The organism is Paraburkholderia sp. MM5477-R1 (assembly GCF_050436385.1).
Taxonomy (GTDB): domain Bacteria; phylum Pseudomonadota; class Gammaproteobacteria; order Burkholderiales; family Burkholderiaceae; genus Paraburkholderia; species Paraburkholderia tuberum.
This window is the reverse complement of the sequence record NZ_JBNDMC010000007.1, coordinates 2536046-2557812: the sequence shown is the minus strand read 5'-3', so window position 1 is coordinate 2557812 and position 21767 is coordinate 2536046. Positions and strand designations below refer to the sequence as shown.

15 protein-coding genes are annotated in these 21767 nt (G+C 61.7%); 5 read left to right on the top strand and 10 right to left on the bottom strand.

The annotated features are described in order from the left end of the window. The 6 genes from OKW35_RS40805 to OKW35_RS40780 form a co-directional block, all read right to left on the bottom strand. On the bottom strand, positions 1–3327 hold the full coding sequence (locus OKW35_RS40805; RefSeq protein WP_429356990.1) for an efflux RND transporter permease subunit: 3327 nt from the start codon (positions 3325–3327) through the stop codon (positions 1–3). Between the two features lie 3 nt (positions 3328–3330). After that, positions 3331–6465, bottom strand: coding sequence for an MdtB/MuxB family multidrug efflux RND transporter permease subunit (locus OKW35_RS40800; RefSeq protein WP_184062046.1), 3135 nt, complete (start codon positions 6463–6465; stop codon positions 3331–3333). Between the two features lie 23 nt (positions 6466–6488). Continuing rightward, the gene (locus OKW35_RS40795) at positions 6489–7850 is read right to left on the bottom strand and encodes an MdtA/MuxA family multidrug efflux RND transporter periplasmic adaptor subunit (protein WP_429555011.1); all 1362 of its coding nucleotides are present in this window, start codon (positions 7848–7850) and stop codon (positions 6489–6491) included. A gap of 426 nt (positions 7851–8276) precedes the next feature. After that, a complete protein-coding gene (locus OKW35_RS40790; RefSeq protein WP_429555010.1) occupies positions 8277–9122 on the bottom strand; it encodes an IclR family transcriptional regulator in 846 nt (281 codons plus the stop codon). 433 nt (positions 9123–9555) lie between these two features. Next, positions 9556–10053, bottom strand: coding sequence for a hypothetical protein (locus OKW35_RS40785; RefSeq protein ID WP_184062043.1), 498 nt, complete (start codon positions 10051–10053; stop codon positions 9556–9558). Positions 10054–10063: 10 nt separating this feature from the next. Then, positions 10064–10495 (bottom strand): hypothetical protein, encoded by a 432-nt coding sequence (locus tag OKW35_RS40780; RefSeq protein ID WP_184062042.1) that lies wholly within the window; start codon positions 10493–10495, stop codon positions 10064–10066. A gap of 137 nt (positions 10496–10632) precedes the next feature. On the opposite strand from OKW35_RS40780, the gene OKW35_RS40775 reads away from it, so the two are divergent. From OKW35_RS40775 to OKW35_RS40765, 3 genes are all read left to right on the top strand, one after another. After that, positions 10633–11403, top strand: a complete 771-nt coding sequence (locus OKW35_RS40775) for a group II intron maturase-specific domain-containing protein (RefSeq protein WP_429555009.1) — start codon at positions 10633–10635, stop codon at positions 11401–11403. A 595-nt stretch (positions 11404–11998) separates the two neighbouring features. Continuing rightward, positions 11999–12748 (top strand): peptidase S11, encoded by a 750-nt coding sequence (locus tag OKW35_RS40770; protein ID WP_429555008.1) that lies wholly within the window; start codon positions 11999–12001, stop codon positions 12746–12748. Positions 12749–13237: 489 nt separating this feature from the next. Further along, a complete protein-coding gene (locus OKW35_RS40765) occupies positions 13238–13360 on the top strand; it encodes a hypothetical protein (RefSeq protein ID WP_311734824.1) in 123 nt (40 codons plus the stop codon). Between the two features lie 71 nt (positions 13361–13431). On the opposite strand, the gene OKW35_RS40760 is transcribed toward OKW35_RS40765, so the two are convergent. Beyond that, positions 13432–13839: a BspC domain-containing protein gene (locus OKW35_RS40760; RefSeq protein WP_429336203.1), complete on the bottom strand. Its 408-nt coding sequence runs from the start codon at positions 13837–13839 to the stop codon at positions 13432–13434. 745 nt (positions 13840–14584) lie between these two features. On the opposite strand from OKW35_RS40760, the gene OKW35_RS40755 reads away from it, so the two are divergent. After that, positions 14585–16225, top strand: coding sequence for a peptidoglycan D,D-transpeptidase FtsI family protein (locus OKW35_RS40755; RefSeq protein ID WP_429555007.1), 1641 nt, complete (start codon positions 14585–14587; stop codon positions 16223–16225). Positions 16226–16319: 94 nt separating this feature from the next. Here the strand turns inward: OKW35_RS40755 and OKW35_RS40750 are convergent, their stop codons facing one another. From OKW35_RS40750 to otsA, 3 genes are all read right to left on the bottom strand, one after another. Continuing rightward, on the bottom strand, positions 16320–17564 hold the full coding sequence (locus OKW35_RS40750; protein ID WP_429555006.1) for a cation:proton antiporter: 1245 nt from the start codon (positions 17562–17564) through the stop codon (positions 16320–16322). A 256-nt stretch (positions 17565–17820) separates the two neighbouring features. Then, positions 17821–18945: a mechanosensitive ion channel family protein gene (locus tag OKW35_RS40745; RefSeq protein ID WP_429555005.1), complete on the bottom strand. Its 1125-nt coding sequence runs from the start codon at positions 18943–18945 to the stop codon at positions 17821–17823. A gap of 705 nt (positions 18946–19650) precedes the next feature. After that, positions 19651–21084 carry an alpha,alpha-trehalose-phosphate synthase (UDP-forming) gene (otsA, locus tag OKW35_RS40740; protein ID WP_429555004.1) on the bottom strand — a complete coding sequence of 478 codons (1434 nt, stop codon included), beginning with the start codon at positions 21082–21084 and terminating at the stop codon, positions 19651–19653. Between the two features lie 291 nt (positions 21085–21375). Here otsA and OKW35_RS40735 point away from each other — a divergent pair, with 291 nt between their 5' ends. Further along, complete coding sequence (locus OKW35_RS40735; protein WP_184062036.1) at positions 21376–21759, top strand: PDC sensor domain-containing protein; 384 nt, start codon at positions 21376–21378, stop codon at positions 21757–21759. The last annotated feature ends 8 nt before the right edge of the window (positions 21760–21767 follow it).

Sequence of the window (21767 nt, the reverse complement as noted above, 5' to 3'; positions counted from 1 at the left end):
TCATGACGACGTCGGCGTCGCGCCACCCGCGCGGCGTGCCTTTCTCGCCTCCCAGCGCACGCGGATGCGATCCATGTACAGATAGACGACCGGCGTCGTATAGAGCGTCAGCATCTGGCTGACGATCAGCCCGCCGACGATCGAAATACCGAGCGGCGCGCGCATCTCCGCGCCTTCGCCGCTGCCGAACGCGAGCGGCAACGCGCCGAGCAGCGCGGCGAAGGTGGTCATCATGATCGGCCGGAAGCGCAGCAGACAGGCCTGGTAGATCGCGTCGCGCGACGACATTCCCTTGCGCGACGCGTCGATCGCGAAGTCCACCATCATGATCGCGTTCTTCTTCACGATGCCGATCAGCAGGATCACACCGATCAGCGCGATGATGCTGAACTCGGTCTTGAACAGCAGCAGCGCGAGCAACGCGCCGACGCCCGCGGACGGCAGCGTCGACAGGATCGTCAGCGGGTGGATGTAGCTCTCGTACAGGATGCCGAGCACGATATACACCGCCGCGAGCGCGGCGAGGATCAGGATCGGCTGGTCGGACATCGACTGCTGGAACGCCTGCGCGGTGCCCTGGAAGCTGCCGTGAATCGTGGCGGGCATGCCGATCTCGGCCATCGTGTCGTAGATCGCCTGCGTGGCGGTGGACAGCGACACGCCCGGCGGCAGGTTGAACGAGATCGTCGAGGCGACGAACTGGCTCTGGTGATTGACCGATAGCGGCGTGGTGCCGGGCCCGAAGCTCGCGATCGCCGACAGCGGCACCATCGTCTCCTTCGCGGTCGACACCGCAGAGCCCGACGACGCGCTCGACTTGCCGCTCGCCGCGATGGAGTTGATGGCCTGATTGCGCGCGGAGTCGGCTGCGATGCTGGCCGCGCTCGTCGCGGTGGTGGCGGCCATGCCGCCGGTTGCCGCGCTCGTCGTGGTCGACGTGCTGGTCGCTCTGGACGTCACGGTGCCGGCCGGCGCGTTGGTGGTCTGCGCGCCGCTCGCGCTGCCGCCCGACGTGCTGACGAAAATCTGCTTCAGCATCTCCGGGCTCTGCCAGTATTGCGGCGCGACTTCCATCACGACGTGATACTGGTTCAGCGGGTTGTAGATCGTCGACACCTGGCGCTGGCCGAACGCGTCATACAGCGTGTTGTCGATCTGCGCGGGCTTGATGCCGAGGCGCGATGCCGTGGCGCGATCGATCGTCACCATCGCTTCGAGACCGCCTTGCTGCTGGTCGGAGTTCACGTCCGCGAGCTCCTTGCGTGCCTGCAGCGCCTCGGTGAGCTTGGGCCCCCACTTGTACAGATCGGGCGTCGAGTCGGCGAGCAGCGTGAACTGATACTGCGCGTTCGATTGCCGGCCGCCCACGCGAATGTCCTGCACCGCCTGCAGGAACGTGCGCGCGCCGGCCACGTCGCCGAGCGGCGCGCGCAGCTGCTGGATCACCTGGTCGGCGGACAGCTTGCGTTCGCTCTTCGGCTTCAGCGACATGAACATGAAGCCCGAGTTGGTCTGCCGGCCGCCGGTGAAGCCGGCCACGCTGTCGACCGCCGGATTCTTGCTGACGATTTCCATCATCTCCGAGAACTTGCCTTTCATCGCCTGGAACGACGTGCTCTGGTCGGCCTGGATGCCGCCGATCAGGCGCCCCGTGTCCTGCTGCGGGAAGAAGCCCTTTGGCACGATGATATAAAGCGCCACGTTCAGCGCGATGGTCAGCAGCAGAACCATGACGATCAGGAGCGGATGCACGAGCGCCCAGCCGAGCGTGCGCTCGTAGCCGCGATGCATCGACGTGAAGCCGCGTTCGAGCCAGCGGCCGAAGCGGTTTTCCTCATGCTTTTCGTGCGGCTCGCGCAGGAGGCGCGAGCACATCATCGGCGTGAGCGTCAGCGATACGACCAGCGACACCGCGATCGCCAGCGACAGCGTCAGCGCGAACTCGCGGAACAGCCGCCCGACGATGCCGCCCATCAGCAGGATCGGCAGGAACACGGCGACGAGCGAGATGCTGATCGACATCACCGTGAAGCCGACCTCGCGCGCGCCGATGAACGCGGCCTTCATGCGCGGCACGCCGTCTTCGATGTGGCGCGAGATGTTTTCGAGCACGACGATCGCGTCGTCGACGACGAAGCCGGTCGCGATGGTCAACGCCATCAGCGACAGATTGTCGATCGAGAAGCCCATCAGGTACATCGCGCCGAACGTGCCGACGATCGAGATCGGCACGGCCACGCTCGGAATCAGCGTGGCGCGCCAGTTGCGCAGGAACAGGAACACCACCATCACGACGAGCGTGACCGCGATCACGAGCGTGCGCTCGGTGTCCCTCAACGACGCGCGGATCGTCGTCGAGCGGTCCGAGGTCGGCGCGATGTCGACGTCGGCGGGCAGCGACGCGTGCAGTTGCGGCAGCATCGCCTTCACGCGGTCGACGGTCTCGATGATGTTCGCGCCCGGCTGCCGGTACAGGATCACGAGCACCGAGCGCTTGCCATTGAAGAGACCAAGGTTGCGCAGATCTTCGACCGAATCGACGACTTCGCCCATGTCGGAGAGTTTGACCGGCGCGCCGTTGCGATAGGCAATGACGAGGTCCTTGTACTGCGACGCCTTGCTCGCCTGGTCGTTGGTGTACAGCTGTACGCGGTTCTCGCCGAACTCGATCGAGCCCTTCGGGCTGTTCGCATTGGCCGCAGCGAGCGCCGCGCGCACGTCCTCGAGGCCGATGCCGTAATGCGACAGCGCATGCGGCAGCAACTCGACGCGCACGGCCGGATTCGCCGAACCGCTGACATCCACTTCGCCAACCCCCTGCACCTGCGACAACGACTGCTGCAGCACCGTCGCGGCCGAATCGTAGAGTTGGCCCGCCGTCAGCGTGCTCGACGTCAGCGCGAGAATCAGGATCGGCGCGTCGGCCGGGTTGACCTTGTGGTAGGTCGGGTTGCTGCGCAGGCTCGCGGGCAGGTCGGCGCGCGCCGCGTTGATCGCCGCCTGCACGTCGCGCGCGGCGCCGTCGATGTTGCGGTTCAGGCCGAACTGCAGCGTGATGCGCGTCGAGCCGACCGAGCTCTGCGAGGTCATCTCGGTGACGTCGGCGATCGAGCCGAGATGCCGCTCGAGCGGACTCGCGACGCTCGTCGCGACGGTCTCCGGGCTCGCGCCCGGCAGCGTCGCCTGCACCGAGATGGTCGGGAAGTCGACCTGCGGCAGCGGCGCGACAGGCAGCTTCGTGAACGCGAATACGCCCGACAGCGCGATGCCGATCGCCAGCAGCGTGGTGGCAACCGGTCGGGCGATAAACGGACGCGACAGGTTCATCGCTCAGTTCCCTGCATCGGTGGCGGGCGGCGTGGCGCTACCGGACGAATCGCCGCGGTTAAAGCGCTCGCGCAGCCGGCGGCCGAGCGAATCGAACGCGAGGTAGATCACCGGCGTCGTGAACAGGGTCAGCAGCTGGCTCACGATCAGACCGCCGGCGATCGCGATACCGAGCGGCCGGCGCAGCTCCGAGCCCGCGCCGGTGCCGAGCATCAACGGCAGCGCGCCGAGCAGCGCGGCGAGCGTGGTCATCAGGATCGGCCGGAAGCGCAGCAGACACGCCTGGTAGATCGCCTCGCGCGGCGGCTTGCCTTCCTCGCGCTCGGCGTAGAGCGCGAAGTCGATCATCATGATCGCGTTCTTCTTCACGATACCGATCAGCAGCACGATGCCGATGATGCCGATGATGTCGAGATCGTGGCCGGTGATCAGCAGCGCGAGCAGCGCGCCGACGCCGGCCGACGGCAGCGTCGACAGAATCGTGATCGGATGGATGAAGCTCTCGTACAGCACGCCGAGCACGATGTACATCGTGACGATCGCCGCGAGGATCAGGAACAGCTCGTTGGCGAGCGACGCCTGGAACGCGAGCGCCGCGCCCTGGAAGCGCGTCTGGAACGACGCGGGCAGACCGACGTCCTTCTCGGCCTGCTGGATCGCCTTGACCGCCGCGCCGAGCGACGAACCCGGCGCGAGGTTGAACGACACCGTGGTGGCGGGGAACTGGCTCAGGTGCGTGACGAGCAGCGGCGCGGGTTGCTCGATGAACTTCGCGATCGACGACAGCGGCACCTGGCCGCCCGTCGACGTGGAAGAGGGCAGGTAGATCGAGTTCAGCGACGTGGTGTAGTGCTGCATCGTCGGCTGCGCTTCGAGAATCACGCGGTACTGGTTCGACTGCGTGAAGATCGTCGAAATGATGCGCTGGCCGAACGCGTCGTACAACGCGTTGTCGATCGTGGCCGGTGTGATGCCGAAGCGCGCGGCGGTCGCGCGGTCGATCTCGATGAACACCGAGCGGCCGTTGTCCTGCAGATTGGTTGCGACGTCCGCGAGCTCGGGCGACTGCTTCAACCGGTCGACCAGCTTCGGCACCCACGTGGTGAATTCGCTGATGTTCGGATCGGTCAGCATGAACTGATACTGCGTCGGGCTGACGGTCGAGTCGATCGTCAGGTCCTGCACCGGCTGCATGTACAGCGACGCGCCCGGAATATGCGCGACGTCTTTCTGCAACTGGCGGATCACCTCGCTCGCGGTATTGCTGCGGTCGTCGCGCGGCTTCAGGTTGATCAGCATGCGGCCGCTGTTCAGCGTGATGTTGCTGCCGTCCACGCCGATGAACGAGGTCAGGCTTTCGACGTCCGGGTTCTTCAGGATCTGGTCGGCGAGCGCCTGCTGACGCTCGGCCATCGATGCGAACGACACCGACTGCGGCATCTGCGTGATCGCCTGGATCACGCCGGTGTCCTGCACCGGGAAGAAGCCCTTCGGCACGAACACGTACAGCAGGCCGGTCAGCACCAGCGTGAGCACCGCGACGACCAGCGTGGAGCGCTGACGGTTCAGCACCCACGTGAGCGCGACCGCGTAGCGCGCGATCACCCAGTCGATGAAGCGGTGCGCCTTCGCCTCGAAACGGTGACTGTCGTGCGGCGGCGTGTGGCGCAACAGCTTCGCGCACATCATCGGCACGAGCGTCAGCGACACGACCGCCGAGATGACGATCGTCACCGCGAGCGTGATCGCGAATTCGTGGAACAGGCGCCCGACCACGTCGCCCATGAAGAGCAGCGGAATCAGCACCGCGATCAGCGAGACCGTCAGCGAAATGATCGTGAAGCCGATCTGCTTCGAGCCCTTCAGCGCGGCTTCGAGCGCCGTGTCGCCTTGCTCGACGTAGCGCGCGATGTTCTCGATCATCACGATCGCGTCGTCGACGACGAAGCCGGTGGCGATGGTCAGTGCCATCAGCGACAGGTTGTCGAGCGAGAAGCCGCACAGGTACATCACCGCGAGCGTGCCGATCAGCGACAGCGGCACCGACAGGCTCGGAATGATCGTCGCGTAGACGTTGGCGAGGAACAGGTACATCACCAGCACGACCAGCACGACCGACATCGCCAGTTCGAACTGCACGTCGCGCACCGACGCGCGGATCGTCGTGGTGCGGTCGGTGACGACCTCGACGTCGAGCGCGGCGGGCAGCGACTGCTGCAACTGCGGCAGCAGCGCCTTGATGCTGTCGACCACCTGGATCACGTTCGCGCCTGGCTGGCGCTGCACGTTCAGGATGATCGCGGGCGTGTTGTCGACCCACGCGCCGAGCTTCGTATTCTCCGGTCCCGCCACGATGCTCGCGACGTCGGTCAGCATCACCGGACGGCCGCTCTTGTACGCGACCACGGCGCTCTTGTATTCGTCGGCGTCGGTCAACTGGTCGTTCGAGTTGATCGTGTAGTTGCGCGTCGGACCGTCGAAATTGCCCTTCGGCGTATTGACGTTCAGGTTCGAGACAGTGGTGCGCAGGTCGTCGAGATTCAGGCCGTACGCGGCGAGCGCGCGCGGGTTCGCCTGAATGCGGATCGCCGGGCGCTGGCCGCCCGACAGGCTCACGAGACCCACCCCGGCGACCTGCGAAATCTTCTGCGCGAGACGCGTGTCGGCGAGATCCTGCACCTGCGTGAGCGGCAGTGTCTTCGACGTGATCGCGAGCGTGATGATCGGCGCGTCGGCCGGGTTGACCTTCGCGTAGATCGGCGGCGCGGGCAGGTCGGACGGCAGCAGGTTGCCCGCCGCGTTGATCGCCGCCTGGACCTCCTGCTCGGCGATGTCGAGCGGCAGGTCGAGGCTGAACTGCAGCGTGATGATCGACGAGCCGGCCGAGCTTTGCGACGACATCTGGTTCAGCGACGGCATCTGCCCGAATTGCCTCTCGAGCGGCGCCGTCACGGACGACGTCATCACGTCCGGGCTCGCGCCCGGATAGAAGGTCTGCACCTGGATCGTCGGATAGTCGACCTCGGGCAGCGCGGACAGCGGCAGAAAGCGCAGCGCGACGAGGCCGACCAGCATGATCGCCGCCATCAGCAGCGCGGTGCCGACAGGACGCAGAATAAAAGCGCGGGATGGATTCATGCGGTAAGTGCCGTGCCTTTACTTTATTGCGATGCTTGCGCCGCGTGCCGGCCGCGATGCGCGTGCGCGCCGGATGCGGCCGATGCGCCGGACGCGCCACGCGGCCGCTCGGCCGGAATCGTGATCTTCGCGCCTTCGCGCAGCCGGTCCGAACCGTCGATCACGACGCGCTCGCCGACCGCGAGGCCCGACTGGATGCTGGTGCGCTCGCCGTCGACCGGGCCGACCTTGACCTGGCGCACGGTGACCGTGTTGTCGGGCTTCACGACGTACACGAAGGTACCCATCGAGCCGTTGAGCACCGCCGAGGTCGGCACGATCACCGCGTTCCTGATCGTATCGACGAGCAGGCGAGTGTTGACGAACTGGTTCGGGAACAGGCCGTTGTCCTTGTTCTTGAAGATCGCGCGCAGTTTGATCGTGCCGGTGGTCGTGTCGATCTGATTGTCCATCGTCTTTAGCGAGCCGACTTCAAGCGGATGCGTGTTGCTGCGGTCGTACGCGGTGGCCGACAGCGACTCGCCGTTCTGCGTGTGCTGGATGATCTGCTGCAGATTGTCTTCGGAAGTCGTGAACAACACGCTGATCGGATCGAGCTGCGTAATCACGACGATGCCGTTGGTGAGGCCCGAGGTCACGTAGTTGCCCGGGTCGACCTGACGCAGACCGACGCGTCCCGACACCGGCGCGGTGATGCGCGCGTACACGAGGTCGAGCTTGAAGCTGTCGATGTTGGCCTGGTCGGACTTCACCGTGCCTTCGTATTGCCGCACCAGCGACGCCTGCGTGTCGACCTGCTGACTCGCGATCGAGTCCTGCGTGAGCAGCGTCTGATAGCGCTTCAGATCGAGACGCGCGGTGGCGAGCAGCGCCTCGTCGCGCACCAGCGTGCCCTCGGCGTTGCGCAGCGAAATTTCGTACGGGCGCGGGTCGATCTGGGCCAGTACGTCGCCCTTCTTGACCATCTGGCCTTCCTTGAAATAGACGTCCTGCAGCACGCCGCTCAGTTGCGGCAGCACGGTGACGGTGGCGAGCGGCGTGACCGTGCCGAGCGCGGTCAGCACGACCGGCATCTCGCCCTGCGTCGCGGCGGCGACGTGCACCGGCTGCGCCATGTTGGCCATCGCGTTCGGGCCGCCGCGGCCGAAGCGGCCGCTGCGCGCGCCGCTCGCCGCCCCCGACGCGCTCGCGCCGCTGCCGGCGCCGCCCCACGGATGCCAACGCCACAGCACGACGCCGAGCACGACCAGCGCCGCGACGATCAGCGCGACAGTGCGGCCACGGTGGCGTTTCACCGCGCCGGGGGCGCTCGATTGCGCGCCGTTCGCGGACGGCTGGGAAGCGGCAGGGCGTTGGGTTTCCGGGTGCTTTTGTTGTTCGTCCATCGGTTCGGTCGGGTGGCTGGCTTGATGATGTGAGCCGCCGATGCGCTCGCCGCCATTCGAAGGGCGGTGGGCCGGCACACGGGCGGCATGTCAGGCGGTCGTGGCGGCGGGCGCCGCGCAATGTTCAGCGCGATGCTACCCGAGGCGCGGGACAGAGATGTTAACGCAATGCGGAATCATCGCGGCTGGACGCGGCCGGTTCGACGACGCTCACGGCTCGCGGTCCCGCGACGGGATGCGTGATCGTACGTTGCGGCGTCTGTAACAGTCCAGCCGCGTATTTTTCGGTTGATTACGAAGGTTACAGCATGTCGGCGCATCGTCGGGCGAGGGCGGGCCGCCGTCGCCACTCTCGCACATCACGGGCGGCTGGCGCCGCGTTCGATCCGCGCGGGGCGCCGTTTGGCGCCCGATGCCGCCGACGGCTTATTCGTCGAGCCGGCGCCCCGGCGTGCCGCCGATCTCCAGCACGATCTTGTCGATGCATTCGAGCAGCGCGGGCGCGGCGCGCGCGATCAGCCAGTCGCGCGGACATTGGTCGGCCGAGCCGCCGCAATTGACTGCGTAGCGCTCGCCCGACGGCCCGACGAAGCCGAGCGCGATCGCGTTCAGCCCGTTGTACCACTCGCCGGTGGCGATTGCGAAGCCGCGCTCGAGGGTGTCCTGGATCGCGCTTGCGAGACGGCTGCCGATATAGCCCCAATCGTCACCTTCGGCCGTCTGCAGGCCGACCAGCAGACGGTCGCGGTCCGGTTGCGCGAGCGCCGCGAGGTACGCCCGGCCGACGGCGGTGCGCGCCAAGCTCATGCGCGAGCCGATTTCGAGTCGCGACACGAGCACCGCCGAACGCGGCCGGATCGCGTCGATGACGACCATGTCGTAGCGGTCGCGCACCGCCAGATGCACCGACAACGCGGTGCGTTCCGCGAGTTCGATCAGAAACGGCCGCGCGCGCGAGCGGATGTCGAAGTTGCGCAGAAAGCCGTTGCTCAGTTCGAGCACCGACGAGGTCAGCACGAAGCGTTCGCTGTCGGGTAGTCGCAGCAGAAAACCGGTGCCGACGAGCGTCGCGGTGATGCGCGACACGGTGGGCTTCGGGATGCCGGTCAACTCGGCGAGTTCGCGATTGCTGAGTGGTGCGTGCGCGGCAGCGACGGCGCGCAGTACGGTCAGGCCGCGCGCGAGCGCGGTGACTTCATCGCCCGGGCCGTCTCGGTCTTTGCTGGCGGGGACCTTGGCGGCGACGGGTTGGTTGGGAGTGGATCGGTTCATGCGTTTTTATGGAACAGCATTTCAAATTGTTCGTGCGACAACCTGTTGACGGCCGCTCACAGAGGCAGCGACATCTCCAAACCGGGGCACCCATTCATACATTTTTAAGAAAAGTCATTGTATCGGAAGAAATTGCCGATCGATGGTCGACTACTTCTTTTTGCTTGACTTAGTCAGCATAACCATAAAAAATGGAACCGCATTTCGAAAGTCGCTTGTCTCCGCTGCATTTTGGTGCGCGCGAGCGGAAAAATCCCAAAATGCAGGATCGATTGCCCGTCCGATGCGCTTGCGCCTTTCGAATTACCTTCTCTCAGGTTCTAGCACGGCCCTCGGAATGGCTAGAACTTTTTAAGGCGTCACGGCAACGTGACGCTTTTTTTTTGTTGTTATGGGAGCACAACAAAGTTTGCGGGAAGTAAGGGAGAGCGGTTCAGATACAACAAAGTCTGCGGCGACGCGTATTTTTATTGTGCAATGCGCCAATTTTAATGGTGATAGATTGGTGCTCTGCCTCGGCGATGCAAACTGGAGCACTTTGTCTCAACGCCGAGATCACGAGCGCGAATGCGGATTTCCACGAGTGGTTCAACCAAGTCATACGCTTGGGGCGCCTCAATTGCGCTATCGCGCAATTGCTTGAGAACTCCAGAGGAAAGGTCCGTGCAGAGGTGGCGGTTCGTGTCGCTGCCTTCAGGGTCAGCCATCCGTAAGTGACGGCATAGTCATCGGGGCTGCGAAGTATTTCGGATTTTATCCAAGACTGCCCTAACGCAGTCCTGTTGGGACGGTGGCGATGCGCGCGAGCGGCATTTTGGAGTGACAAAAGTTTGCCACCGAGCTCAGAATCATCTCCCGTGCTATTTCCAATAAGCGCTTCGATGTCATCCCAGAATCCCGCTGGGAGTTCCGGTTCTACATCGTCGTCCATATAGTTTTCATTAATTTTTGACGCGGCGAAAGCGGCGCGGAGGAACGCGTTCGCGTGGCCTTGTAGTTGCGAGAAGAATATCTTGATGGGGAAAGAGGTTGCCGCACGGCCAAGTATGGGCATAGTCGTCCCATTCTTGACCACTGACGGGATACGACTCGTTGAACAGCGCTGAAGCATCGATCGGGAATCCATACTCGGTTGATTTGAGTGCATTGAGCAAACCATCGCACAGCTCGGCAACCCGTTCCGGGGCGAAACTGCAGGCGGCCGCAAGTGCTGCACGGACAACGCGCGCGCTATTTTCCCCGTCGAGCGTAGTGCCGCTCAGAATTGCATCGTAGCCAGATAAATCGGGAGCATCAGCAGAGCGAACTGTGATATCGCACCGCGCGAGGTCGATATTCAGAAGTAGGTTCTGTGATGGGCATGCGCTCTCCATTCACAGTACGCTACCTTCGATGCGATCCTCGGCTCAGCTGCATCGAGCTTGTAATAACCCAAGGCAGCCTGTTCATACTGATGTGATGTCAAGCAAGCGTCAGCAGCGCACTCAACTCCCCAATCTGGATTGGGTTGATGATGTATCCGGAGAAGTCGAAGATCGTGTATCGCAAGGACAGCAATCGCACTGGCACTTATCCGAACGTGCAGTTTACGTTCCTCGGTTTTACGTTTAGACCGAGAGGGGCATTGAGCAAACACCAGCGGCGATTTACTGGCTTTCTGCCAGCGGCGAGCAGCGATGCCTTAAAGCGGATGAGACAGCACGTGCGAAGTTGGCGAATACACCGACGAACATCGGCGACGCTGGATGAACCTGCGCAGCAATGCAACACGACGATACAAGGGTGGTGGAACTACTATGGGGCGTTCTACCGGGCGGCGATGCACAGCCTCTTCGGCTACATCGACCTATGGCTTATGCGGTGGGCTCGACGAAAGTACAGGAGGCTGCGGCAGCGCAAGCGACGTAGTGCGGAATGGCTACGCAAGATGAAGTTCGCCCACCTCAGGTTGTTTGTCCACTGGGTCGTATCGTTGTGCGGAATGGCTACGCAAGATCGGTTGTTTGTCGGCGTATCGTTGGCGTATCGGTCGGATAACGGGAGCCGAATGAGTCGAGAGGCTCACGTTGGGTTCTGCGAGAGACTCGGGGTGCAACTCCCCGGGTCTACTCACCTCATAACAGCCAGCCACGATGATCCCGCCGATCACGCCGGTCTCGAGTGGGCATCCTTTTGTTTTCGGAATGTCCTATATTCGCGGCAAGTGATCCCGATCACCAACCTCGCTGCCGCGGCGGACCGTCCGGGCCGGTTGCGGAACGCGCACGCTGACCATTACTGAGTTCTCACGCTTGACCCCGGGCTTCGCTTTCGCGGTGCCGACCCTGTGAATCGATTGACGTTTTAAGTTTCGCTTAAGTTTCGATCTCTACGGTTACCCCTCCGAAGACACGGTCGCCCCGAAGGCATGCGGACAGATGTTGGGCAAGCGCACCGACAGCGGTATCCGAACAAGCCCGAGCTTCGCGACGCGTGCGTAGCGCGAATGAGCGTGGCGGGCGTGGCCATGCAAAGTTGGCATCGGGTCCGGCCTCTCTTCATTCGTGACGGCACGCGAGCCAAGTCGCCGTCGTTCAATATCACCGCTTCCCGCCGTTCCTTCATGAGTTTTCCCACATTCGAAGTGCCGGCAGCACGCACCGGCAAACTCCTGTTTTTCCGTTCGACCCCTTGCGTCCACGCGACGGATGCGCCGGCGCTTTGCTCGCCGCCACTCCCGCAGCCACGGACCGGTCGCGCCCGGCTCGCGCAGCAGGCAATACGTCCGGCAGATGTTTCGTGAGCGTCGGGACATGCGTGCGTGCATCCTGATCCTGGTTTTGTTCTCCTTATTCGCCGGTCCCGCGATGGCGCGCGCCCGTCATATCAAACGCGTCGTGGCGAAACCCTCGGTGCTCGCGCGCGCTGCGATGGTCGTCGATCTGACGACCGGGCGCGCGCTGTATATGAAGCATGCGGATCAGCGCCTCCCGATCGCCTCGTTGACCAAACTTCTGACCGCAATGGTGGTGATCGACTCGAAACGCTCGCTGGTCAAGCCGTCACGCATCACGGACGCCGATGTCGACCGCTTGAAGTGGTCGCGCTCGCGCCTGCCGGTCGGCTCGCTGCTGCTGCGTCGAACGATGCTGCATATCGCGCTGATGTCGTCGGAGAATCGCGCGGCATTTGCGCTGAGCCGTGATTATTCGGGCGGACGTGCCGGCTTTGTCAAAGCAATGAATCGCAAGGCGCGGCGTCTGCACATGACTCACAGCCATTTCGTCGATCCGACCGGACTGTCGCCGCAGAACGTATCGAGCGCGCGCGATCTGGTGAAACTCGCAAGCGCCGCGTACCGGTATCCGAAGATACAAGCGTATTCGACGTCCCATAGGCAAGTCGTTCTTGGCGGCGACGGCCCGCTGATGTATCACAACACCGATCCGCTCGTGCATCGCGCGTCATGGCACGTTGCGCTGCAAAAAACAGGCTTTACGAACGAGGCCGGTCATTGCCTGATCGTGATGACGCCGGTGAGCGGACACATGATGGTGATCGTGCTGCTCGGCGCTCCGAATCCGCACGCGCACTTTCAGGACGCGATCGAGCTGCGGCGCTGGATCCGAACCATGCGCCACCGCTGAGCGCGCAACGCGCTGGGGCGTTGCGTCCGTCGCCGAGGTTGCGTTTCGCAACGCCCACCGTTGACTGATTTGCGCGGTTTTGCGCGGCGGCCTCACAGCTCGGGTCGGCGATCGAATCGTTATTCCAGCGGTGTGTCAATGAAACAAGTTTCGCGAGCTAGCGACGGCAGGTGGATTTTGCCGCACGCCCGGATTGCGATGTTGTTGAAGGATCGAACGCTGGTCGCTGACTATGTTAGGTGCCTGACGTTCGCAGCTTCGCGGGATCCGAATCTTCGATCGACCATGTGACGTTATCGGCTTCCCGGCGAGTGATGGCTAATTTGACAGAGTGTCAAGGAAAGAATGCGAGCGTCGGCTAGGACAACGGGCACGAGATCGGCGGCAGGCTATCGCATGAAGCAAGATATCTGCTGGTTGCAGGCGCGGTGATCGGGGGGAGGGCTAACGGTCATCGCCAACGCACCCAGTCCGGCCGAGATCATCCTTGTGCGAGGGGGATTTTCTGACGAATCCGTCAGTGCCCTCTGGCTGCTGGCCAGCCCCATTCTTCCGACCGCTACGGCGTGTGTAGCATTCGTTTTGCTGCAGACGCCTTGCCAATCGCGCTGACGCGCTCGGACAAGCATGACTACCAGTAAAGTCGTTAAAAGCTTCGAGTGCAACGGCAGCCAGCGTGCGCTTTATGGGCGTCGCTCTCTAGGCCTAAGTGAAAAGGAAACGACGTGCTTCTTCCAGACACCACAGGAAGCCGTGACAGGAATCCACACATACTTTTGTCGAAGCTTGGCGACTGCAGGCATATCTACCGTTGCATCGAGTGTTGCCGATTGCCCTGATTCTTGCGCGCCTCTCCCGGGCAATACTTTTGCGTGTAACGCATTGCCTGCCGAGACGATAATTGAATCGTAGCGCTGCCCGGTTCGAACCCATTGGTCGAACGCCGCGATGCAATTTACGACCGCTTCGCGAACATGGATGCGTCTGAGAAAGGCGTAGTCGGCTAGTGGTGAGGGTTTCGGTTGCGCGTGAGCCAGGTGATAGGTCCAGCAACATACGACGAGAAAAAAAAGACTGGTGATGACCTTCATTCGGTAGCAAGCCCGCAGGGGGCACTTATCCATAGGGCAACAAACCGTGAGTATACACGCAGCCTCAAACCGGCTTTCTGCACGTTTTGCCCGAAGCGGGGATGCCCACGACAATTGCGCAGCAGTGCTGCGAGTCGGGATTGCCGGAGCGGAGCGATACTCGCATCACCGCCGAACGAGAAGGAACTGGATGCTTGCCGCGGCATTTGGATGCGCCATGCTCATATCGTGTTCACGAACGCATGATGTGTTTGAAGGTGCACCCATTTACTCGGGCGCGACTGAGCTGGACGTGTCATCCGTGGTCGAATGCATCACCGAACGCTGGAAGCGTAGCACGCGCAAATTGCACCGTTCGCGCTCCGGGGAGGGTGTGCGATTGCAAGGTAAGACTTTCTTTCGTGGCGTACCCGTTGGCGTGACGGTAGCTCGCGCAATGGGGCGCACTCGCGTGCAGTTCTTTCAGGAACGGTCGACAGATCACATCTATATGTCGTTTGTGAAAGGCTGTGTGCGGTAGAGATCGAGCGCAGAGGGGCTCGTGCTAGTATTTTGGAGATCCTAGGCTCCGATGCTTCCTCGTACTGCTCATGTTGGCGGTCGTTCCCGTCCAGGTGGTGAAGGTCATCTCCTCTGAAATCACTCAATGCGTTTCCGCTCCAGGTCCATCAATTTTTCTCCAATTTCGACTAGACCACATGCGCTGCCGCGTTGGCGTTCGCACGCGCTGGGAGCGGCTTTCTCATTGGGGTTTCTCGTCCTCGCTGCGCGAGCGGCGTGGGTGCAGGGGATCAACGATAGGTTTTATCAGAAGCAGGGGGAACTTCGACAGGTGCGCGAGTTCAGCATTCATGCGACGCGTGGACGCATTCTCGACCGCGACGGGAGAGCGCTGGCGGTCAGCCTTCCGACGCGCACGTTATGGCTGGATGCGGACGGTGCGGACCCGGTCTCGTCCGACCAGGCATCTGCACTGGGTAAGTTGCTCGACATTGACGCGGACTGGATCGGCGCAATGGCTGCGTCCCACAAATCATTTGTCTACCTCAAGCGGCAGGTGCCCCTGGATGTTGCGCAGCGGGCGATGCTTCTCGATGTGCCGGGCGTTTATGCCCAACCAGATTACCGTCGCTACTATCCGGAAGGCAGCATTGTGGCGCATGTCACCGGTTTCGCTGGCGTCGACGGTAATGGTCTGGAGGGCATTGAAAAAGTCGATAATCGCCTACTGACCGGTCGCAATGGAAGTCGCCGCGTGCTGCGAAACGCCAGAGGGCAGGTCATCGAAACACTTGCGTTGCAACCACCCGTTGCTGGCGAGGACGTGCAGCTCACCATTGATCAGCCGATCCAGTATGCGACGTTCAAGGCGCTGGGTGACGCCGTTGAGCGCACCGATGCTCACTCAGGCTCGGCGATCGTTCTGGATGCACATACTGGCGAGATTCTCGCAATGGCAAACTGGCCGAGTTTCGATCCGAATACCCCCCGCGGCAGAGCGGGCGATGCTGTCCGCAACCACGCTGTCACCGATGTGTTCGAGCCGGGCTCGGTCATGAAGCCCCTGACGATCGCACTGGCGTTGCAACGCAATGAGGTATCGCCTCGCTCCGTGGTACCGACCAACGGTGGAAGGCTGCGACTCGACGGGGCCGTGATTCACGACGACAAGAACTTCGGCACTTTGACGGTTAGCGGCGTCGTGCAGAAGTCAAGCAACGTGGGCACGACAAAAATCGCGCTGCTGATGAAGCCACGCGACATGTGGAACAACTTCCATGCTGTCGGGCTGGGTCGGGCGCCGCGCGCGGGGTTGCCGGGCGCGGCAACCGGCACGCTGCGTCCTTACCAGAACTGGCGGCGGATCGAGCAGGCAACGATGTCGTACGGCTACGGTCTGTCCGCATCGTTGCTGCAACTGGCGCAGATGTACACGGTATTCGGCAATGAAGGTCTGTTTGTACCCGCTACGATTCATCCGCGACATGGTATGCCGGCGCATGGTCGACGCGTTTATTCGCCACACGTCGCGGCGGAAGTGCTCACCATGCTTGAGTCCGTGGTGTCCGAGGACGGTACAGCACCACAGGCAGCCGTACCGGGCTATACGGCCGCAGGCAAGACCGGAACCGCATATCGTTGGACCGCGCGCGGCTACGACCGCAGTCAGTATCGGGCGTCGTTCGTTGGGATTGTCCCGGCACAACATCCGAGGGTGATCATCGCGGTGTCGATCGACCGGCCCCACGTGGGCTCGCATTTCGGCGGCGCAGTCGCAGGACCAGCCTTCTCGGATATCGCGGCGAAGACCATGAATCTTCTGGGCGTGACGCCTGATGATCCTGGCGCACAATTTGTGCAGGACAAGCCAGGGCCGGTCACATAGACGATATGCTCGAGATCGCGTCTCACGCGCTGTCGTTAGCGGTCGACGCCTGGCAATCCTTTTGCCGTAACTGGCCACCGCATTTGGACCGTTTTCATTCTTCCTTGACGCCTGCTGCCCGACGGATAATCCAGCCAACCGTGAGCCCCTGACCCAGGATCGACGAAACGACCACACAGTACGTCAACGCGAGGACGATGTCGCGCCCCGGTCCAGGCTGAATCGATAGTGCCAGTGCAACGGAAATGCCACCACGCAGCCCGCCCCATGTAAGCACGCTCCACGCTCCTTTCGGTAGCCGGGACGCCCGCCCAAGCAGCATGACAGGCAGTCCCACAGAAACCAGTCGCGCGAGCAGTGCGACCAGTGCCGCACCGGCGCCAGCGAGTAGTATCCTGCCGGGGAACTCGACGAGCAGAACCTCCATGCCGATCAATACAAAAAGAACGGCATTCAGAATCTCATCGATCAACTCCCAGAACATGTCCACGTATCGCCGGGTCGTCTCGGACATCGCGTCGGCGCGGCCGCGGTTGCCGATCATCACGCCCGCAACCACCATGGCGAGTGGCCCGGAGACATGCAGATGATTAGCGAGCGCATAGCCGCCGATCACCGATGCGAGCGTCATCAGGACTTCGACCTGGTAATGATCGACGCTTTTGAGCAGCCGATATGTCAGATAGCCTACGACCCCGCCGAATAGCAGGCCGCCGCCGGCTTCCAGGATAAATGCAGCCAACCCCGTCTGGACGGATGGAGTGACGCCCGTGCTGGCCATCGTGAGCAGCAGAGAGAAAAGCACGACCCCGACGCCGTCGTTGAAGAGCGACTCTCCAGTAATGACCACCTTCAGGCCTTCGGGCGCGCCTGCGGACTTCAGGATGCCCATCACCGAGACGGGGTCCGTCGGCGAAATCAGGGCGCCGAACAGCAGGCAGAAGGGCAGCGCGAGTTCGACTCCGCAAAGGGGGAGCAGTATCCACATCGCGAATCCGATCAGCAGCGTGGAGGTCGCCGTACTGAGCACAGCCAGACTGATGATCTGGGTCCGGAAAGCCTTCAGCTTGCGTAAATCCACATGCATCGCGCCGGCGAACAGCAAAAGCGACAGCATGCCTTGCAGAAGCACCTCTCTGAAATTGATCGAGTTGACGAGATGCTCTTCTGCAACGCGCAAACCGTGCGCGACGCCAAGCTTGTCCAGTCCAACGATCGCAAGGGAGAGTCCGAGCGCCGTTACCATGACGCCGATCGTCGTCGGAAGCCTCAGAAAGCGGTGATTCACATACGCCAGTAGCGCGGTGACGACCAGACAGATGGCAATGATGTCGAGCATGCGGCGTGGCGGGGGATGAAGGTTCTGGGCTGGATTGAGCGGACCAGCGGCGCTGGATCGGGTGATCGGATTCGCACGGGAAATCTATGTTGAATTTTCTGCATCCGGACTCCAGCCGTGCCTTGCGAAACGGGAGTATGCGCGGTTGCCAGACAGGTCATCCGGCAGACGCGTGGGGCAGCCAGGCGCCTGAAATCCTGTCCCAGGCATTAACCCGAACACGCTCATGAACGGCCCGGGCGGTATTCGGAAGCGTTTATTGTGCCTCTCGAGTAGCCAATTCCGCTTGCGGTGTGAACGATGACCTCTTTGCACCGTCCTCCGCCTGTTGCTTGTTCACGACGTGGAGCGTGCGCGTCGGGAAAGCGAATTCAATACCCCGTCTACCAAATTGCGTCATCAACTCGAGATTGATTTCCTGCTGTATGTCCATGTACAGGTTGTAGGCGGGATCGGTGACGTAATACACGACTTCGAAATCGAGCGAGCTGTCGCCGAACCCCTTGAAATGCGCACGATCAAAGCGGGTCTTTCCGGCGGATTCGACTGCCTTCTGTACCATGGCAGGAACGGCGCGCAATTGCTCGGGACTCGCATCGTATGTCACCCTGAAATTGAACAGAATGCGCCGCTCGGCCATTCGCTTGTAGTTGTGAATCGTGTTTTTCAGCAGTTCGGTATTGCTGCAAACGATCTGTTCTCCACTCAGACTCCGGATGCGCGTAGTCTTGAGTCCGATGTGCTCGATGCTCCCGGCAATCTCACCGAAGACGATGAAGTCGCCAATCTCGAATGGCTTGTCGAGTCCGATGGCCAGCGATGCGAAAAGATCACTCAGAATGCTTTGTACCGCGAGTGCGACGGCAACACCACCCACACCCAGGCTCGCGACAAACGCGGTGATGTTCACGCCCATGTTGGCGAGCACCGCCAGCATAAGAACGGACCACAGCAGCGCGCGCAACGTCCACGACAGCATGGTCGTGATGACCGGATTGTGGGCAAGCCTCTCTGTCGCTTCCAGCCGCCTCTCGGTCCATAGCGTCACGCCACGGTTTATCCACAGGGCCAGCTGAAAACCGATGATGAGAAACCAGAGATGGCCAAGGCGGGCGTCCCACCTGTCCGGCAATGTCAGAAACTTCGTGCCGACCAGCGCTGCTGCCGCGAGTAGCGTAAGCCGGTGCGTGCCTTCAATGACCTGAACTAGCATATCGTCGAGACGGGTTGACGTTCGTTGGGACAGCATCGAAAGGCGCGTGATGGCGAACTTCAGCAGATAGATCAACGCCAGGTAGCTGACGATGGTCGCGATCGCCGCATAGACCCACTCGCTGGCAGGGATACCCAGAAACGCGTTCAGGTCGAGCCACTTTTTCATCGATTTTCCTCCCCAATTGATTCCGCGTGACGGAACTCATAGACGTGAGCGGTGTAAGCGCTCGTACCAGTCTGTCAGGCCTCCAGGAAGATAGTTCCCCAATTAGCTCGAGTCGGTGGCGTGGATGCGCATTCCCCGTTGACTCGATCTGGCGCGGCCCGGGCGCTCGTCCGGCTCACCTCTTCAGAAATCCAGTGTCGTGCATTTCCTGAGAAACTCGATGCATTCAGGCTGGTTTGGCCAGCACGACGAAGCCGTTGTACTAGTCAAGCTGCTCTCGCCGCTCAGCCATGCCGGTCTCCATCGTCAAGCATGCGGAACCGCCGTGCGCGGCTCAGTCCCAGTTTTCGTCGCACCATTTGATACCCCACGCTTTCGCGCAAGATATGGCATCGGCCTCGTCGGCGAACGAATCGATATCACCTGAATCATGCGTTTCGACGCGGTCTTCCGCGTCGCCCGGTCCGCGACTGATTCTGGCTCTCGCAACGTAGCGACCATCGTTAGCGCGGTGCGCCCGGCAATCGATGTGAAATGTTCCGTAGTCGTACTGCATTGCGGCACCTCAACATTCGTTTGTTACATCAGTTGTCACGCAATCAGTCTGCATGTGCTCTTCAGCGGGGCTGCAACGCGATGTCGCGTGGGTACTCGAGCCGATTGCGTCGTCGGCGTAGGGCGGCACGATGCGCCAATCGCCGTCGGTTAGCTCGCGCGATCGGCTGAATGTCCCAGCACCGGTTCACGGTCGTCACTGCGCTCAGCAGCCGAGAGATCCCTCAGAAAACTCGAACTCCACCAGTGCACATCGAACTGGCGGATCCGCCCCATTAATGCTGCGTGACGACTGATCCGTTCTTCGATTGACATCGTCAGCGCACGCTGAATGACCTGCGCTGTCCCGTGCGTATCGTACGGATTCACCAGAAGAGCTTCTTTCAATTGTTCCGCTGCGCCGGCAAATCGGGAGAGAACCAGCACGCCGGGATCGGCGGGGTCCTGCGCGGCGATAAACTCCTTGGCGACCAGGTTCATCCCATCGCGCAGTGGCGTGACAAGCGCGACGCGGCTTGCGCGATATAGTCCCGGAAGCCGCTTACGGGCGACGTTGCGATGAATATAACGAACCGGCATCCAGTCAAGTTCGCCGAAGTCACCGTTTATCGCGCCGCAGAGGCTGTCCATCTCGCGGCGCAGATCGTCATAGGCACCCACGTCTTCCCGGCTCGGGGACGCGATCTGGATGAGTGTTGCACTGTTGCGGTTCTCGGGGTAGTTCGCGAGAAGCTCACGAAACGCGTGCACGCGCTGCGGTAGACCCTTTGAGTAATCCAGCCTGTCGACGCCGAGAAGCAGGCGGCGTCGGGAGTACTCCTGTCGCATACGATCGAACATTTCGACACCCTCCCGGTCCTGCGCGAGAGCGGCGAACTCATCGACGTCGATTCCTATCGGATACGCCCCGACCCGCAACGTGCGATTGAAGGCCCGAAGCTGTGCGCCGGGTAGCGCGTCAGCGCCGGCTTCGGACTCTACGTAGTGCGTAAAATGCGTTACATCCGCTTCGCTCTGGAAGCCGGCCAGATCGTAGGCGAATAGTGAACGCATGAGCCATTCGTGCTCTGGAATGGCCGCCATGATGAGAGGCGGTGGCATCGGGACATGCAGAAAGAATCCGATCCGGTTGCCGCACCCCATCGCTCTGAGTTCGGCAGCAAGGGGGATCAGGTGATAGTCATGGACCCAGATGATGTCGTCGGGCCTGAGCAACGGTAGCAGCTTTCGCGCGAACAGCTGGTTGACCCGCCGGTACCCTGCTGCGAATCGTACATCAAAATTCGCAAGGTCCAGCCGGTAGTGGAATACCGGCCATAAGACATCGTTCGCGTATCCCAGATAGTAGCTATCGTAATCCTGCTGGTTCAGGTCAAGCGTCACCAGTTGTATGTTCCCGACGGTTTGCAGTCTGACGCTGGTCTCGCTGTCAGATTCGGGTGCCGCGTCGCGAATCTTGCCGCTCCAGCCAAACCACATCCCACCTGTCTGTTGCAGACTCTCTTTTACCGCTACAGCGAGCCCTCCCGCTGCGGCCTTCCGGAGGTCAGCAGTGCGATTCGAAACAACAACAAGACGGCTCACTCAATCCCCCGGGTTGGATACCGCAGCGCAAGGCAAGGGCGTGAGCGTGTTATCAGCAGGTCCGATTTGCCCAGCGCTACCGCTTGTCGCGAGGACAAAACCGCCTTTACCAAGCGTCCGTTCTTTACTACAGTGTGTAAGCAATCGTAACACAGTAGTGTCAGCGCTATTCAAAGCCGCAAAGTTCACTTCGCGCTTGGCAAACGGCGAATTACTCGAATCAACCTTCGCAATATCGCCCTGATTGCAGAGCGGGACATCGAGAGAAATTTTGCACTGTATCAATTGTCGTTGCAAACACTCATCGAGCGGCTGCGGCAACCTCGCATCATGACTTTGCCGCTGGCGGTACGGCGGCAGGTTCTTTTCGATCGCATGGCAACCGCGGGATCGCTTGGAACCGTCCTGGTCGTCGATCGCTCGGGTCGCGTTTTGCTCGACTCGGATGATGCGACGCCTGAACAGGTAAGTGTGGCGAGTCAAAAATATTTCATCGTTCAACGAGACGATCCGCACGCGGGCTTTTATATCAGTGATCCCTATTCTTCCCCATTGCGTTTCGGCACGCCCAGCATAGCCCTGAGCAAGCGGATATCCGAGTCAGACGGATCGTTCGGTGGAATCGTCGTCCTGGTCATCAGTCTCGACTACTTTCGCGCCTTGCTGTTTCGCTAATCGGGAAG